Source organism: Bradyrhizobium sp. LA6.1, assembly GCF_040547805.1.
Classification (GTDB): domain Bacteria; phylum Pseudomonadota; class Alphaproteobacteria; order Rhizobiales; family Xanthobacteraceae; genus Bradyrhizobium; species Bradyrhizobium barranii.
In genome coordinates, this window is the sequence record NZ_JBEPQK010000022.1 from 76,662 (window position 1) to 92,001 (window position 15,340).

At 61.3% G+C, this 15,340-nt stretch carries 12 protein-coding genes; 7 read left to right on the top strand and 5 right to left on the bottom strand.

The window, feature by feature from the left end; genetic code table 11:
* The first annotated feature begins 125 nt into the window (after positions 1-125).
* The 4 genes from ABIB99_RS37500 (at position 126) to ABIB99_RS37515 (ending at position 5,618) form a co-directional block, all read left to right on the top strand.
* Positions 126-1,562, top strand: coding sequence for a hypothetical protein (locus ABIB99_RS37500; protein ID WP_354180657.1), 1,437 nt, complete (start codon positions 126-128; stop codon positions 1,560-1,562).
* Between the two features lie 250 nt (positions 1,563-1,812).
* A complete protein-coding gene (locus ABIB99_RS37505; protein ID WP_028150787.1) occupies positions 1,813-2,271 on the top strand; it encodes a hypothetical protein in 459 nt (152 codons plus the stop codon).
* Between the two features lie 141 nt (positions 2,272-2,412).
* On the top strand, positions 2,413-4,149 hold the full coding sequence (locus tag ABIB99_RS37510; protein WP_354180659.1) for a type I secretion system permease/ATPase: 1,737 nt from the start codon (positions 2,413-2,415) through the stop codon (positions 4,147-4,149).
* Between the two features lie 116 nt (positions 4,150-4,265).
* Complete coding sequence (locus ABIB99_RS37515) at positions 4,266-5,618, top strand: HlyD family type I secretion periplasmic adaptor subunit (protein WP_354180661.1); 1,353 nt, start codon at positions 4,266-4,268, stop codon at positions 5,616-5,618.
* A 55-nt stretch (positions 5,619-5,673) separates the two neighbouring features.
* Here ABIB99_RS37515 and ABIB99_RS37520 read toward each other — a convergent pair whose 3' ends face one another.
* From ABIB99_RS37520 to ABIB99_RS37535, 4 genes are all read right to left on the bottom strand, one after another.
* The gene (locus ABIB99_RS37520) at positions 5,674-6,456 is read right to left on the bottom strand and encodes a response regulator transcription factor (RefSeq protein ID WP_354120297.1); all 783 of its coding nucleotides are present in this window, start codon (positions 6,454-6,456) and stop codon (positions 5,674-5,676) included.
* Positions 6,457-6,668: 212 nt separating this feature from the next.
* A complete protein-coding gene (locus ABIB99_RS37525) occupies positions 6,669-7,253 on the bottom strand; it encodes a hypothetical protein (protein ID WP_354180664.1) in 585 nt (194 codons plus the stop codon).
* A 296-nt stretch (positions 7,254-7,549) separates the two neighbouring features.
* On the bottom strand, positions 7,550-8,110 hold the full coding sequence (locus tag ABIB99_RS37530) for a hypothetical protein (protein WP_071911392.1): 561 nt from the start codon (positions 8,108-8,110) through the stop codon (positions 7,550-7,552).
* Between the two features lie 429 nt (positions 8,111-8,539).
* Positions 8,540-10,321: a caspase family protein gene (locus ABIB99_RS37535; RefSeq protein WP_354180666.1), complete on the bottom strand. Its 1,782-nt coding sequence runs from the start codon at positions 10,319-10,321 to the stop codon at positions 8,540-8,542.
* 211 nt (positions 10,322-10,532) lie between these two features.
* Here ABIB99_RS37535 and ABIB99_RS37540 point away from each other — a divergent pair, with 211 nt between their 5' ends.
* From ABIB99_RS37540 to ABIB99_RS37550, 3 genes are all read left to right on the top strand, one after another.
* Positions 10,533-11,303 carry a methyltransferase family protein gene (locus ABIB99_RS37540; protein ID WP_354096554.1) on the top strand — a complete coding sequence of 257 codons (771 nt, stop codon included), beginning with the start codon at positions 10,533-10,535 and terminating at the stop codon, positions 11,301-11,303.
* 382 nt (positions 11,304-11,685) lie between these two features.
* Positions 11,686-13,563, top strand: a complete 1,878-nt coding sequence (locus ABIB99_RS37545) for a caspase family protein (RefSeq protein ID WP_354180669.1) — start codon at positions 11,686-11,688, stop codon at positions 13,561-13,563.
* Between the two features lie 140 nt (positions 13,564-13,703).
* Entirely contained in the window at positions 13,704-14,690 is a 987-nt protein-coding gene (locus ABIB99_RS37550; RefSeq protein ID WP_354180671.1) for an alpha/beta hydrolase family protein, read from the top strand.
* Between the two features lie 17 nt (positions 14,691-14,707).
* Here the strand turns inward: ABIB99_RS37550 and ABIB99_RS37555 are convergent, their stop codons facing one another.
* A complete protein-coding gene (locus ABIB99_RS37555) occupies positions 14,708-15,250 on the bottom strand; it encodes a DUF4384 domain-containing protein (protein ID WP_354076898.1) in 543 nt (180 codons plus the stop codon).
* Positions 15,251-15,340: the final 90 nt, after the last annotated feature.

Genomic DNA, 15,340 nt, shown 5'->3' on the forward strand with positions numbered 1-15,340 from the left:
CGGGTGCCAGACGAAGCGCTATATCCGAACTGACGACTGGGCATTCGACCTTCCCGGGATGACAGTCTGTCCGGAGTGCAGAACCCGTCCGATCGCGCGGAGCGATTGCGATGAGGGAGGCTACGATGGATTTTTCGCGGATGTCGGATGGAATCCGGCTGCATCACGCCTCCCATCGCCACGATGGGTACGATGGTGACGACGAAGCGGGTCCGGCACCGAGCGCACCGTTCCTGACTGACGCGGTTGGCGGTGGCGCCCTGGTCCATGGTCCCCGCCCGTTTGCAGGTCAATTTGCAGATTCTGGAGCGCACCCCGCGAGCGCGAACACCCAGCACAATGACTCCGACCCGATTCAATCCAAACATCCCACGTCGGTGGGCGACACGGGCGGCCACGTCGGCAACCACGCTGCGGCGGGCCTGGATGCTTCGTCCACCACGCCCGCTTCCGGCGCATCACATCCCGGGATGGGCATTGCTGCGGTCGAGAGCGGAGCCAACACGGCCGGAAGCGGCGGAGATGGCTACTTCTACGGAAGCATCATTCACGCGTCCCTGTTGATCTATCAACCGATCAACATCTCGGTGAGCTTGGGATACGGCTCGGTCGCCCTGGCCAACCAGTCCAACAATTTGAATGTCGATCAGTCCGCTTTTCAGATGGCCGGCGTCGGCGGCCATGGCGGCAATGACAACATTGCATCAGGCGGCAGCGTCAGTACGTCCTTAGGCGCCGGCCTGATCGCGAGCGGCGACAACGGCGCCGGAAACGGCGGCAGCGGTTATTTCTCGGGTGCGATCGTGGACGCTCCCGTGGTGATCTATCATCCGATCAATATTGCGGTGGCGGCCTCGGGCGGCACTGCGCATGCAAGTCAATCGAACACGGTGGATATCGATCAATCGGCCACTCAGATCGCGGGCGTCGGCGGAAGTGGCGGAAATGGCAATTTGGCCGCCGGCGGCAGCGTCATGACGCTCGACCCCAGCTGGGGATCAAGCAACGGAGGCGGCGTCTTTGGCGTTCAAACGGGCGGAAGCCAGGCCGGCAATGGCGGTGACGGCGTGTTCTACGGTGAACTCGTCCATACCTCGTTTGTAGTGTACAACCCGATCAACATCGCAATCGCGGGCTATGGCTCCAGCACTTACGCGGTCCAGATAAATGATGTCTCCGTGGATCAATCCGCGGTTCAGATCGCTGGCATTGGCGGGCACGGCGGCAACGACAACGCCGCAGCGGGCGGCCATGCAAGCCTTCTCTCCCATAATCTGTGGGGCGGTTCCGATACGATCGCGACCGGCTCGAACAGCGCAGGCAATGGCGGCAACGGCTATTTTGCCGGCAGTCTGATCGACGTCAGCGTCGCGATCTATGCACCCATCAACATCGCAATCGCGGGTCCGCATTCGACGGCCGTAGCCGATCAGGTCAACAACGTGCACATCGACCAGAGTGCGGTCCAGATCGCCGGCGTTGGCGCGGACGGCGGCCACGGCAATCTCGCACTGGGTGGCGATGCCGCGCATCTCTTGTCGGATCTTCACCTGGTGGCATAGCGAAACGTCGCATCGCTCGCATAGCCGATCGCATCGCGGCACGCGCCGTCGCCACTCTTCGCATGCAAAGCCCGCGCAGAGGCGCCTCTCCTGACGAAGTGTCGTACTTTCGTACGTAGGCCCACCAAACCGGATGGTGTCCGATTTGACATCTATCGCCATCGCGCGTGGGCGGACCAGACTTGCCGCGCGCGTCCGCCTGATCGGGATGGATGTTGCACGACAGCCAACAAACCGACGGAGGCCTCAAATGATGCCAAAGGCAATCAACATCTCGGATACGATCAAAGTCAAATCGATCGACACCGGTGGTCAAAGTGCCGGAAATGGCGGCGACGGTACTTTCAAGGGAGCCATCATCAGCAAGCCGACTGTCAACTACGATCCGACCAACAAGGCGGAAGGTGCCGACGTGCACGTGAACACCGGCGATCACGTCAAACAGACGGCGGATTGGGATGCCGGCGGCGCAAACGCCAAGGCCTCGTATTTTTCGAAGGCCCATGGCGGAGACGCCGAGTCGAACGGAAGCCAAAAATCCTACAGCGGCTACGATACCTCCAAGGTCTACGCCAATACGGATGCCACCCAGATCAACAAGGTCATGGTGGACCAGCACCAGGAAGTTGTGGCCGGCATCGGCGGCGATGGCGGAGACGGCAACTTCGCATGGGGTGGCGGAGTGACCTTCCATCTCGATACGCTCTAACCAGCCGCTCGTCCGACTGGCGGGACCGGCGGCCGCGGCCGCCGGTCCTGGATTTCACGCCAATGATCTACCGATGCCGTTGCCGGATTGCGTTGGCCATCGGTCAAGTGCGCCGGACCTCGATTTCAGGCGGTGACGATCATGCTGATGCCGCCCATTCGGCTGCCTATCCTGCCGCAGATCGGGACGCCACTGCACGCGGCCCTCCGGTCCTGCGCGGGACCGCTCGGTCTCGTATTCGCGTATAGCTGCAGCTACAACCTGCTCCTGTTTGCGCCCTCGATCTATCTTCTTCAGATCTACGACCGGGTGTTGTCGAGCCGTAGTGGCGACACCCTGCTCCTGCTCACGCTCATTGTCGCGATCACGGTGGTCGTCGGCGGCGTGTTCGATGCATTGCGGCGCGCCGTCCTGGGACGCCTTGGCGCCTGGCTCGACGATCGCCTTCGTCCTTGCGTACTTTCGGCCGGCCTCGAATCGGCGCTTCGCAGCGATTGGACGCAAGCGTCGGGCGCGTATCGGGATCTCACGGTGCTGCGCCAGTTCGTCGAGTCCGGCGCATGTCCGATGCTGTTCGACGCGCTCTGGGCACCCCTGTTCCTCCTTGTCCTCTTTCTGATCCATCCCCTGCTCGGCGTGGTGGGCGCCTGTTGCGTCGCCTTCCTGTTCGCGCTCACGGTTGCCGGAGAGCTGGTCACCGAAGACGTTCTGCTCAGATCGGGCGCCGCGCTGTCCAGAAGCTGCGGCCGCCTCCAGACTGCAGCGAGCAACATCCACATGATCCGCGCCATGGGAATGTTCGATAGCGCTGCGCGCATGATCCACCGTGACGCGCAGCACGCCCGCAGAGAGCACGATGTGGCACTCCGGCGAGGCGAGATCGTCTCGCTGGCCACCAAGCCGGTTCGCGCGCTGTCGCAGGTCTTGATCATGGGGGCTGCCGCATGGCTCGTCCTCGATCACGGGAAGAGTCCGGCAATCATCTTTGCTGCCACGCTGATGTTCGGCCGTGCGCTCGCGCCGGTCGAAAGTGCGGTCGCAGGCTGGAAATCACTCGTGACGGCCGTGAGCGCCTGTCAGCGGCTCGGCGCGCTTCTCGCCGCATTCCCCGTCACCCGGCAGCAGAACGCGGAGGTTTCTCCGCCGCAGGCGCGAAGCGGCCTCGTCGTCGACAATGTTGACGTGAGGCTTGCGGGGACCAACCGTCTTCTGCTGAACGGTGTCTCGCTCAGCCTCATGCCCGGAGAATGCCTTGGCATCATCGGTCCGTCCGGGTCAGGCAAGTCCTTGCTCGGCCAGGTGATCGCCGGGCTGTCGATGCCAACGCATGGCCGTATCCTCCTCGACAATACCGACGTCTCGCTGCTTCGCGAGGGCCGAAGCGGCGACCGCCTCGGATATCTCCCCCAGGACATCAACCTGCTCGGCGACACGATCAACGACATCATCGCACGCCTTGAAGATGCCGACCGACGGAAAGTCATCGAAGCGGCCAAGCTCGTCGGTATCCATGGGGCGATCATGGGCCTGCCGCTGGGGTACGACACGGTGGTTCAGAGCGAAGCAACCTTCTCGCGCGGGTATCGGCAGCGCCTCGGTCTCGCCCGCGCCTTTTTCGGCAGTCCACGCCTCGTCGTTCTCGACGAACCCAACGCCAGCCTCGACTACGGGGGCGAGCGAATGCTCCTGGATGCCATCGAGCACATGAAGCTCGCAGGCGTCATCCTTGTCGTCGTCACTCACCGGATGGGTCTCCTCGCCGCCACGGACAAGATTGCCATCATGGAGGGCGGTGCGGTCGCCGCGTTCGGCGACAGCGAGGACATCTTTGAACGGCACCTGAGCCGCCCCCAGGTTACTTCGCAGATTGCGCCATGATCTGGAACTCTCTCACCATCTGGAAGCTTCCCGCCGTCTCGAGACTTCCCTTGGTCTGGGACCAGCTCATGCGAGCGCCGGCGAGCCCCCTGCCCGCCCGGCGATCTGGCGTCGTGGTGACCGCAATCGACGATTTCGAGCCTCTGGAATTTCCATGGTGTTCGACGCCCACGCCGACCTCTCCGCGCGGAAGGCTCCGCGGTATCACCGTCGCGGGCAATCTGCTGGTGCTCTGCTTCATGCTGGGGCTTGGGACATGGGCGAGCCTCGCGCCTCTCGAGAGCGCCGCGATCGCGTCCGGCGTCGTGGAATCGGAATCGAGCCGCAAGACGATCCAGCATCTGGAAGGCGGTATCATCAGGAAGATCCTGGTTTCGGATGGCGATATCGTGCGCAGCGGCCAAACACTGATCGAGCTGGACGACACCCGGGCCGGCTCGGAGATGCAAAGCCTCCAAGGCCAATTCTGGGATGCCGCTGCTCGTGCCGCACGGCTTCAAGCCGAGCAGCAGAGATTCGAGAGGATCGCAATCCCGGACGCGCTGGAACAGGACAGCAGGCAGAGCGAGGTGGCGGCCGCCGCGGTGTCGGCGCAGCAATTCATTTTTCAGGCACGCCTCCAGGTTCACGAGTCGCAGCTTGCGGTCATTCGCGAACGAAGGCGTCAAGTCGAGAAGGAGATCGAAGGTCTCAAGGCTCAGGAAACCGCCACCGGGCAACGGGTCGACATCGTTCGGGAGGAACTGGATATGGTCGCGACCCTCGTCAACAAGGGACTCGAACGGCGGCCGCGGCTGCTGAACCTGCAGCGGGAGCTGGCCGACGTTGAGGGCCGCCGCGGCGAGATCGCCGCGCAGATTGCCCGCGCCGGGCAGGTCATCAGCGAACAGCAGGCCACAATGTTCAAGCTCGAAAGCGAGAGGCAGAACGAGATCGCACAGTCGCTTCGTGAAGCACAGAACCAGATATTCCAGCTCCGCGAGCGGTTGCTTGCGGCCAGAGATCAGCTATCGCGAACGGAGATCAAGGCGCCCGAGGACGGCGTGATAACCGATCTGCGGGTTCATACGGCCGGCGGCGTCATCGGAGCGGGCGCTCCGCTCATGGACCTGGTGCCCCGGCAAGACCGTCTCATCGTGACCGCGCGCCTGAGGCCCGAGGACATCGATGTGGTTCATCCCGGCCTCAATGCCGAGGTTCAACTCGTACCGTACAATCAGCGTCGCGTGCCTCGCCTGAAGGGAACCGTCGTGCACGTATCCGCAGACCGGCTGCTCGACAAGCGTACCGACCAGCCATACTACGCGACCAGGATCCGGATCGACGACGGACAGATCGTCGCGAACGACATCCAGATCGTCCCCGGCATGCCGGTTCAGGTGTTCATCACGACGGGGCGCGGCACCGTGGCTCTCTACGCGCTCAGGCCCCTGCTCGACAGCTTCCGTGGTGCATTCAGAGAGGACTGAAGCGCGATGAGATTGGGGTGAATCGTCATCGCGCCTTCCGGGTCCGGATCATGCATTAGGTCTCCGGCATGAGAGCCACGCCGGGGACGTGATCGCGACTCGGCGCGGGCAACCGGCCGCGCCAGCGGAGCACGGCCTCCGTGCGATTGTGCGCGGCACATTTCCTCATGATATGCTGAATGTGCATTTTGACCGTGCTTTCCGACAGGCCCAATTTGGCGGCGATCAGCTTGTTGGGCAGGCCGAGCTCCAGTTCCGCCAGAACCTGTTGCTCACGAGGCGTGAGATCGGTCACGCTCCTGTCGATAGCCGCTCTGGCTCCCTCGTTCATCAGATATGCGGGCGCGAGCCCGCGCGCATCCGGCGGCTCGAAATCCGGTATCCTGTTCATCCCGGCCACGGGCAACGGCCTGTAGGCGCCGCCGACAAGAACAAGGCGCAGGCCGGCTATGGCGATCTCGATCGGTAGCGAGGTGGAAAGAAAGCCGCGCACGCCCCGCTGCATCGCGGCCTGCACGGTCGGCTCGTCCTCGTGGTTTGACAGGACCACAGTGGCGGCGTTGGGACAACACTCCGCAACGAAGGCGAGATCGTCCTCAACCGAGGGATCGCCGATCGGCTTGTCCGCGATACTCAGCATCACCAGACGAACATCGCGGGCTGACGTGCAGTCCAGGCCTTGGACCGATGCCATGTCGAGGATCTCAAGTTCGTCCAACTCCCGCCTGAGGACGTGCAGAATGCATGTACGAGGCAACAGGAGCGGCTCGATGATCACCAGAACCGGCAAGTGAAGCGATTCATTGAGCCGTTTTGAAGCGTTGGTTATGTCGTGCATGATGTCCTCGAGATGAAAAGAACTTCCGCGATATTCCCATTCCGTATTGCGTCTCCCCTGCTGCTGCATTCATCCTGAATGCATCATCACGAGAGCGGCGCAGTGCCGCGTTAGTGCCGTATCCACTGCGGGATCACTCGACACCTGGGGGGAAATTCTTTCCGCTCAAATCATCTGGGCGTGTACCGCGCGGTGGCGCAGTCGACGCATCCCTAATTGCAGATATTTCGATACGCCGTTGATGCCGCCGACCCTGACTTGCCGTCGACGACATATGCTTCATCCTCCTTCACGAGATACAGAAACGGCCTCTCGCCAGTCTCGCCGCCTGACGCGCTTCTTCCTTTCACGCGGCCGCAAATCGTATCCACGGGGCGTCCAAACATGTTCTTTCGCATTGCGCGCTTCACGTCGCTGAGTTCGACCGTTTCCGGCCCCTTCATCTGCGTCGCGATCGCAACCTTCGCCTTGTCCAGAGCAGGGTCCGGCATTTCCGCGGGCCGTTCGGATGCCGGGACGCTGATGCTCGTCCGCGGGGACGCCGCTTTGGCAAGGTCGGTCGATCCGCGTTTCTTCGGAGATTTCGGAGATGATGTCTTGCCGGGCCTTGCCGGCGTTGCGGAACTCGATCTGACAGCCGCAGGCTCTTGCGCCAACGCCGTCGGCATTGGCTGCGCGGGTTGGGCGACAGCGAAACAGGGTCGTGACGCGCATCCGAGGAAATACCCTCGGGAAGGCGCAAACCAGCCAAAGCCGATCAGGACTCCCGCCAGCACTCCGACAAAAAGCAGTCCCATCCGATTCCCCTCCTCCGGGAGCTCGGCTCGCACTCGTAACTAGGACTAATTCCGCGCTGGTGATCTATCTGTTGCGCAAAAGCATTAAGCGCCCATTAAGCGCGCGCCGTTGTCCGGCCCATGCCTGGATGGGCGGATTAGATCGGGCTCCAGACCCGTGCCGAAATGACCGCGCCGATTGCCACAATGTAGTCGTTTTTCTGAATTCGGCGGAGATCGCCACGCGAGGAGGACGTTCCCCCGCTTCGGACACGCGATCTGCAGGACGACGGCGACTTCGGCGGTCGGCCGACGACTTATCCGCCAAATCGCTTGATCAGCTTTGAGCCCTTGGCTGCATCGATCTGCTGGCCAGTCAAGTCGGAGCCGGCGCTCAATCCTTTCGTCATGAGGTTCTTGACGCGTTGCGCCGCCTGCTTCTCATTGGAATAGTCGATCTCGACATGATCGAGGCTCATCAGATGGCCAAGCTCGTGAGCCCAGGCGCGTCCATTGGCGTGGTCATTGCCATACCACTGGACGAAGCTTGCCGGCTCGGGTTCGCTATTGGGGTATGAACTTCCGCCGGCGGATAGATTTTCAATCGAATTGACGAGGTAGATGTGGATGGCATTGTCCGGATCGTGCCGAGAGGCAAGAACACCCAGCAATCGCTGATCATTGCTGCGCGCGCTCTTTGCCATGTCGAGCGGCTTCTCCATCAAGCAATCGCTGATCACGAACGCGATCTTGGCCTTTGACCAGATCGTATTGACCACGTCGAGCGCCTTCTTGGCCGTGTCGCTGCTCCATTGCCCGGGCTCAACGACCCCCCTGTCGGCAAATGGCGTGATGTAAATCCTCAACGGAATGGGCATCAGCTTCTCCGAAGTCCGAAATTGCGATCGTATCTCCCTGCGCCGTCTTTCGAAGATGGTCACAGCCGGAAAGACGCTGTCCGGTCCTCAGCTACGGCAACAGCTGCCGGCCAGAGGGCAATCAAATATGCTCACTTCGCGTTCCTATGCGCTTTCGCGGCAGCAATCGCGTGAGCGGTCTGTTTGACCCTTGTTAGCCACAACGGCGACTAACGAGCCACGTTTCTCCCGCCTCATCGACTGAACATGAAACGGGTCAGACGAGCATGTGACCCGGTGCGCGGGTCGGCCAATCCAGCTGGAAAATGTGTCGCGAAGACCCGGAAGTCTTCGCAAGGAAAGACTGGGGCCGGGCTTACGTTCAGAATGGCCGATGCAGACTCGAACGGCATGCTTGAACACGGCGCTACACGATATCGGCTGAAATCTTCAGGGCAGGAAGAACATGAATGGCATTCCGCCGCCTTCCGGCTTGTTGCTTGCGCTGGCCTCAGGTCTTGCGGGTCTTGCAGGAGCAGCCTCCCTCTCCCTTCGTTCAAGTCTTGCGGACGGGGCCTGACGGACCTTGCGCTTCTCGCATTCATCGTCGCCATTCAGAAAGTAACCCGCAGCGCAGGTAATCTTGACACAGCGATCGCCGTCACGCTTGAGGCCGGATCCGCAAATCAAAGGACAAACCCGCGCCGGCTTGAGCTTGATCGCATCGAGCGCATCGGCGCTCGCCATCTTGGTATCGAACTTGGTGCCGGCGCTTTGATTGAACAGCTCAAGCGAGCGCCGCGACGCCGCATCCCACTCCCCACTGGCCGATCCCGTGAGGCAACCGACCCGGCGCAATTCGGTTTGCACCGATTTTGCCAGCTCAGCCGGCGAAGGTGGCGGCACGGGAGCCTGTGGATTGGGGAGCGCTGCCACTTTTGTGTCCGTGTTTGCCTTCGCCTCTTGCGGCTGCCCTGTTGCTGATGGTGCAGCGTTCTTCGCGGCAGGTGCCGTTTCAGCCGCGACACGCCTTTGTTCGGCTTGAGCAGCCTGATGCTGCGCGGTTTCCTTGGCGGCCTCGGCGGCGGCCCGAGCTTCCTGCGCTGCCTTCAGATCCGACGCCGCCTTGGCAAGTTGCATCTGTTGTGCGCCCTCGTTGACGAGCCGCGCCTGCTCCTGCTCGGCCTGACGCGCCTTTTCGGCCGCAGCAACACGCTTCTCCTCCGCATCGATTTTGGCGAGCTGAAGCTTTGCGAGACTTGCGTAGTAACCATCCGGATATTGGACGATGAAGAAGTTCAGTGCATCCTTGTTGCCAACCTGCAGCGCGAGCTCGTAGTCGCGCCGTATTTCGGATCGCAGCGTTGGCGATGGAGCAGCTTCCTTCGCGGCCTCCTTGGCTGGTTCCCTGGTTGGCTCCTTGGCTGTTTCCTTGGCTGTTTCCTTGGCGGGCACCAGCGGCACGTCGTCGCCGCCAAGCGTGCCGTAAACATAGGGCTCCTGCCGATTGCCCGTCGCTTTCATGACGTCGTCGCGAACGAAGCCGAACACTCTGCGCAAATCCAGACCCGGAGTCCCGATATATTTGACCAATGCGGCAGCGTAGGGACTGTTCTTGCTGTTGCCGTCCGACGCTGTCGAGCCAGCCTTGGCGGCGAAGGCAACCAGAGTATTCGCCGTCGCCGGCTCAATTCGGGCAAGGCCCCGGCTGATGGACCGCGAGCCGACCGTCCGTTTCATCTTTTCGGAGAAAGGATTGTTGCGGCAAGCGTCGAGGATCACAAGTCGCAGCTGCCTTGCCGGTTCAATGGCCAGCATGACGCGATCGAGCGAAAACGCCTCATCGTACACATCCGTATCGCGCTCGAGGGTGGCGTCGACCGGGATCAGATAGTTCGTACCTTCGATCTCCATACCATGACCGGCGTAGTAGATGACGGCCACATCTGCGTCGCGAGCCTGATCGGCAAAATCGCGCAGCGTGCGCCGCATCTCGATCGCCTGAAGATCCCGGCGGGTTTGCACAACGTCAAAACCTGCGTTCTTTAGTGTCGCCTCGACAATCGCAGCGTCATTGACGGGATTCGAAAGTGGCGCCGCGTTTTTGTAGGCAGAATTGCCAATGACAAGTGCGACGCGATTCCCCGCCCATGCCGGCTGACAGAAGAAGAGCAGCAGCACAGGAAGAAGGAACAAGATTCGGCGCAAATTCACGAATCCGTGCAAACCCATGGCAGTACTACTGTTTAATTATGCGCTTTATCATTCGTGTCGCCACGACAGGTTCGGTTCAATGACAACTCGACGATCCGGAAGGTCCGCGGAATGTGGAACCGCACGGGACCGGTTGGTGTGGCCGCGCCCGGAGATGTGGCCAGCCAATTGACCTCTCCAGGGGCCTGGCGTCTAGTGAGGCAGATTTTGAGCGAGCGAGATCACTGCTGTGACTGACGCGAAGGTCGGCCAGGAGGGGACAGCCAGGAACCGGATCGCCGGCGGCGTCAATCCCTGGCTGGACTGGACCTCCAGGGTGGCCATCGTGATCGTCTATGGCGGGTCTGCTCTCATTGGCGCCGCCAGCATCCATCGCCTTCCGTTGGGCAGCGTGGACAACTTGCTGATGATCGCAGCCAGTATTGCCAACGTCCTGTTCCTCGGACTCGTTGCACTGACAACCATGACCCGGCTGGTCCCGACAATGAAGTCGATGGGCGTTGAGATGCGGGTCTCGGCCTTGCTGGGCGCATTTCCGACCGTCGCACTCGCTTTTCTTCCGAAGGCAGAGCTCGGCCCGATCTGGTCGGCTCTGTCCACGACGTTGATCCTGGTGGGGATCTCGCTTTCTATCGTGGTACTCCGCTGGTTGGGCAAATCCTTCAGCATTCTACCGGAGGCGAGGCGCCTTGTGACGGAAGGGCCTTATCGAGTCGTCCGGCATCCCCTCTACCTATGTGAGGGGATTGCGTTGGTCGGTGTCACACTTCAGGTCCTTTCACCACTTGCCGTGCTCATCGCCATCGTAGTTGCGATGATTCAGTGCCGACGAATGATCAACGAAGAGCGGATTCTAAGACTGGCCTTCCCTGAATATGACGTCTATGCCGCGGCAACGCCCTTTCTGATCCCTGCAGGTCTGATCCCCGCGAGACTCGGGCGGCGAGCTCATCAGGCCGGACCGGAGCTCTCGACCAAGGCGATCGATCCGCAGGCCTGACACCGCGCTTCACGTCTCCTCGATGTGCGGCTCAGCGGAACTCGAGTTTGAACCAAGCCGGAGGCCTTGTGCCGCGCTGCCACGAGCAGCCTCCAGAAAAATAACCGTTTTATATCAATATCTTATGTTGTGATCGCGCCCTCAGCAGAGCACTGGCGGGCGCCTATCATCCACATGAATCGGCGGACAGCGCCCGGCGCAATATCTTCCATGCCTTTTGAACGCGTCCGCATTTCGCAACAACACATAGGAATGGATCGGGCTCGAGTTTGGTACTGTATGCAGATAGGCAGCCGCCGGTAGCGTACGAATTCAAAAGTCATTTCTTATGCGGCCATCTTCGCGACGTCGCCATTCTACGGGCATAGGTTGGGTGTTCGCCATGAGAGTGTACAGGCACCTTCGAGTTTTGCTTCTTCTCGCCGCTTCGCTGTTCCTGGCCTGTCAGCCAGCCTGGGCGACAAAGCGCGTGGCTTTGGTGGTCGGCAATGCCAACTATCAAAACGCCCCTCTGCTCCCAAACCCGGCCAACGACGCTGCGGCTATCACCGCAACCTTGAAGGGGGCAGGTTTCGATGTGGTTGACTCAAGACTTAACCTCGCCGCGACCGATATGCGGCGGGCCTTGAGAGAATTCGCCGATCAGGCCCGCAATGCCGACATAGCCCTGGTGTACTACGCCGGCCACGGTATCGAGATCGACGGGACAAACTATCTGATCCCGACTGACGCCAGACTCGAACGAGACACGGACATCTACGACGAAGCATTCTCGCTCGACCGCGTCCTGCTGGCGATTGAGCCTGCGAGGCAACTACGCGTGGTGATCGTCGACGCGTGCCGCAACAATCCGTTTGCCGACTCGATGAAACGTACAGTTGCCTCGCGATCGATCAGCCGCGGACTGGCCAGGGTCGAGCCCACCGTCTCCAACACGCTGATCGCGTTTGCCGCCAAAGCGGGACTAACCGCACTCGATGGCAACAGCCAGAATAGCCCGTACGCGACGGCCCTCGTGAAGTACATCGCAAAGCCGGGGCTCGACTTGCGAAGGGCTTTCGGCTTCGTCCGCGACGATGTCTTGCAAGCCACGGGCAACCGACAGGAACCCTATGTCTACGGCTCGCTCGGCGGCGAAGACGTTGCGCTTGTTCCGGCGACCAAGGCCGAGGAGCCGGTACAGGCAACCAACCCCCAGTCGGAAATTCGACGTGATTACGAGTTGGCCTTGCAGCTCCGCAACAAGCCTGCTCTGAACGCGTTCCTGACCCAACATCCGGACGGATACTACTCAAATCTGGCCAAGCTGCAGCTCAATCAGCTCGACGCCGAGGACGCACGTGTCGCGGCCACGGCGAAAGCGCAGGAGGCCGAGCAGCAGCGAGCTCGCCTGATGTCCCAGGGCGCCCAGCGTGCCGACCAGGAGAAGGCGGCCGCGGATCTGAAGGCTGCGGAAGAGGCCCGGATTGCGGCCGAGAAGACGAAGCAAGCGGCGCAGGAGCAGGCCGCAGAGGCGGAACGGAAACGTATTGCATCCGAATCTACAATCGTCGCTGCACTCTCCGGGAATAAGCCGGCTGTTGAGAGTACCGTCGCGGATAAGCCAGCGGCCACTACGCCCGCTGAGGACAGCAAGACGCCCAAGCTTGCCGCGCTGAGCGACGAGCCGCGCCAGACCGATATCGCAAAGGCCGATCTCTCCAAGTCCGTAGATATCGCCAAGTCTGTACAAGGCGAATTGAGCCGCGTCGGCTGCTTCACCGGCGCCGTCAATGGCCAATGGAATGCGGCCTCACAGCGCTCGTTGGCTCTCTTCAACCAGCACGCGGGAACCAAATTCGACGCCAAGCTCGCAAGTCTCGACGCGCTTGACGCAATCAAGCTCAAGCCGTCCCGGATCTGTCCCCTGATCTGTGATCATGGCTACAAGGCTGACGGTGACCAGTGCAGCAGGATCACCTGTGCCGAGGGTTCGTTCCTCAACGACGACAATGAATGCGAGAAGCGACGCGAGAAGAAACCGGTTGCAAAGCGCAACACGGACGAGCGTCCGTCACGTGCGGATCGTTCGGCACGCGAGAGGCCGGCGCCGGCAGCCGACGTTCCGCGGCGACAAGCAACTGCGAGGTCCGGCGGCGGCGGTGGTCAGGTCGTTTGCGATCAATCTCTGTGCCGTCAGGTTAGAAGCGGCTGCCACCTCGAATACCGTGGCGGCGGCGGCCCCGGGGGCAACGTGGGTAATGTCGAGTCCTGCAACTAGCAACGCGCAAGGCTGCCACGGCGTCATGGAAGGCCAGGAGGCCGCGCGGATCTTGGTGTCGAGAAGGTGTGACGGGCGGCAGAGCTTAACACTGGGTCATCCAGGTCCGTGCCTGGATTGGCCGAAGCGGAGCGACCTGCGTGGTTGCGTGTGACCTTGAGCAAAAGGACGCCAACGCCTTTCCCGGGGTGACGCTCTTCACGAAGCGGCAGGCCCCCGGCATGAAGCCGACGGCGGTTTATCTTCCGCCAAAGCACCCAACATCTGCCACCAAGTTCGACGTCGTGATCTGGCTTCACGGCTTCTATGTCAAAAACCATGAATTCCTCTTCCACAGCGATCCAGCGCGGCTGCGCGAACAGGTCCGGGATTCCGGCAAGGACGTAGTGCTTATCGCGCCGTTCCTGGGCTACGAATATGCCGTTGGCGACACCTTTGCCGGAAACTACAGCGTGTCTGACCTGGCAACCGCGAACTGGGGCGAACGCTATATTGAGGAGATCCTTGGAGCTCTTGCCAGGTTCCTGAGTCTCTCCTCGACGTCCATTCCTCAGCTCCAGATCGGCAAACTCATCATCGCATGCCACTCCGGCGGCGGTAACGGCATGCGCAATCTCGTCGGAAGCCTTGGAAAGTATCAGGGCAAGCTGACGGCCTGTTGGGGATTTGACTGCCTCTACGGTGCCAATGCGCGGCCCGATGATGCGACCTTCTGGTACCAATGGTTGTCCGGACAGAGCGGCCGGGCGCTCGAGATCGTGTATGGTCCATCAACTCTGCCGCAATCGGTGAAGCTGGACCTGATCGGGCGTGGGCTGGCGACGACCGATGGCAATCAAACTCAGCCTCAGCGCCCTGCCCTCAAGAACCTCAGCGTAAGCTTGGGTCATCACGATCTATTCCCGGCATTTGGCCAGATGGTCAGGGTCAACGATCTTGACCCGGCTTTCGTGGATCGCTTCATGATACCGCAGGTCGCGGACCAGCCGCGGCATAAGCCAGCGCCGCAGCGCGGGGAATTCCTCCAGCACGCAATTTCCAACGTTCGCAGCGCTTTCCCCTTTCCAAAGGACATTCATTACATGATCGCCCGGGGTGGCTTTTTCAGCCGACTGAGCAAGCTATGACCCAAGCTTCACAGGACTCACTTGATTGAATAAGATTTGACGTCGAACGACCAATTGTTCGTCACGAGCTTTCCGCTGCTGTTGTCCGGCACGCGCAGCTCGCTGGTCCAGGCCGATAGATAGCTCAACGCGTCGGCCTGACCTTCCAGCTTGCGGGGCATATCAGGCAAATCGAGCAATTGCACGCGTCGCTCGCTCAGGATGGCGATCATCACTGCCGACCCCGTCGGCGGTGCGACGACATATTCAAAACCACGCTGTCGCGCCGCCGGGGCAGGAACAACAAATTCGACACCCGGCTTGACGAGATTGATGTCGCGTTCGTTCGACTGCGCCAATAGCTCGGGGGTCGGAAAGATCTGGGACATCCGCCCTTCCGCGTCGACGTCGACCAAAATGAGATATCCAGTCTTCCTGGCGGTGACGCCGAACGAGACCTTGCCGCCGACGTTGACGGTCTGGCTCGGCAGGATCTGAAGGGACACACTCGCGGCATTGGTCTGCCCGCGCACCGCTTGTACAGGCCAAAGCCAACGTGCGTACGTCGTGCCGACATGCAACGACGCCGTCGGCAATGGTGCTGCGGGCGCAGCTCCGTTACCCGCCAGTAGCAGCAGGAATGCGAGCCATGGTCGCGCCTGGCGGATCGG

Excerpts from the sequence above, each read along its gene's own strand:
- ABIB99_RS37500 (WP_354180657.1), top strand. The coding sequence starts at position 126 with ATGGATTTTTCGCGGATGTCGGATGGAATCCGGCTGCATCACGCCTCC.
- ABIB99_RS37505 (WP_028150787.1), top strand. The coding sequence starts at position 1,813 with ATGATGCCAAAGGCAATCAACATCTCGGATACGATCAAAGTCAAATCG.
- ABIB99_RS37510 (WP_354180659.1), top strand. The coding sequence starts at position 2,413 with ATGCTGATGCCGCCCATTCGGCTGCCTATCCTGCCGCAGATCGGGACG.
- ABIB99_RS37520 (WP_354120297.1), bottom strand. The coding sequence starts at position 6,456 with ATGCACGACATAACCAACGCTTCAAAACGGCTCAATGAATCGCTTCAC.
- ABIB99_RS37525 (WP_354180664.1), bottom strand. The coding sequence starts at position 7,253 with ATGGGACTGCTTTTTGTCGGAGTGCTGGCGGGAGTCCTGATCGGCTTT.
- ABIB99_RS37530 (WP_071911392.1), bottom strand. The coding sequence starts at position 8,110 with ATGCCCATTCCGTTGAGGATTTACATCACGCCATTTGCCGACAGGGGG.
- ABIB99_RS37535 (WP_354180666.1), bottom strand. The coding sequence starts at position 10,321 with ATGGGTTTGCACGGATTCGTGAATTTGCGCCGAATCTTGTTCCTTCTT.
- ABIB99_RS37545 (WP_354180669.1), top strand. The coding sequence starts at position 11,686 with ATGAGAGTGTACAGGCACCTTCGAGTTTTGCTTCTTCTCGCCGCTTCG.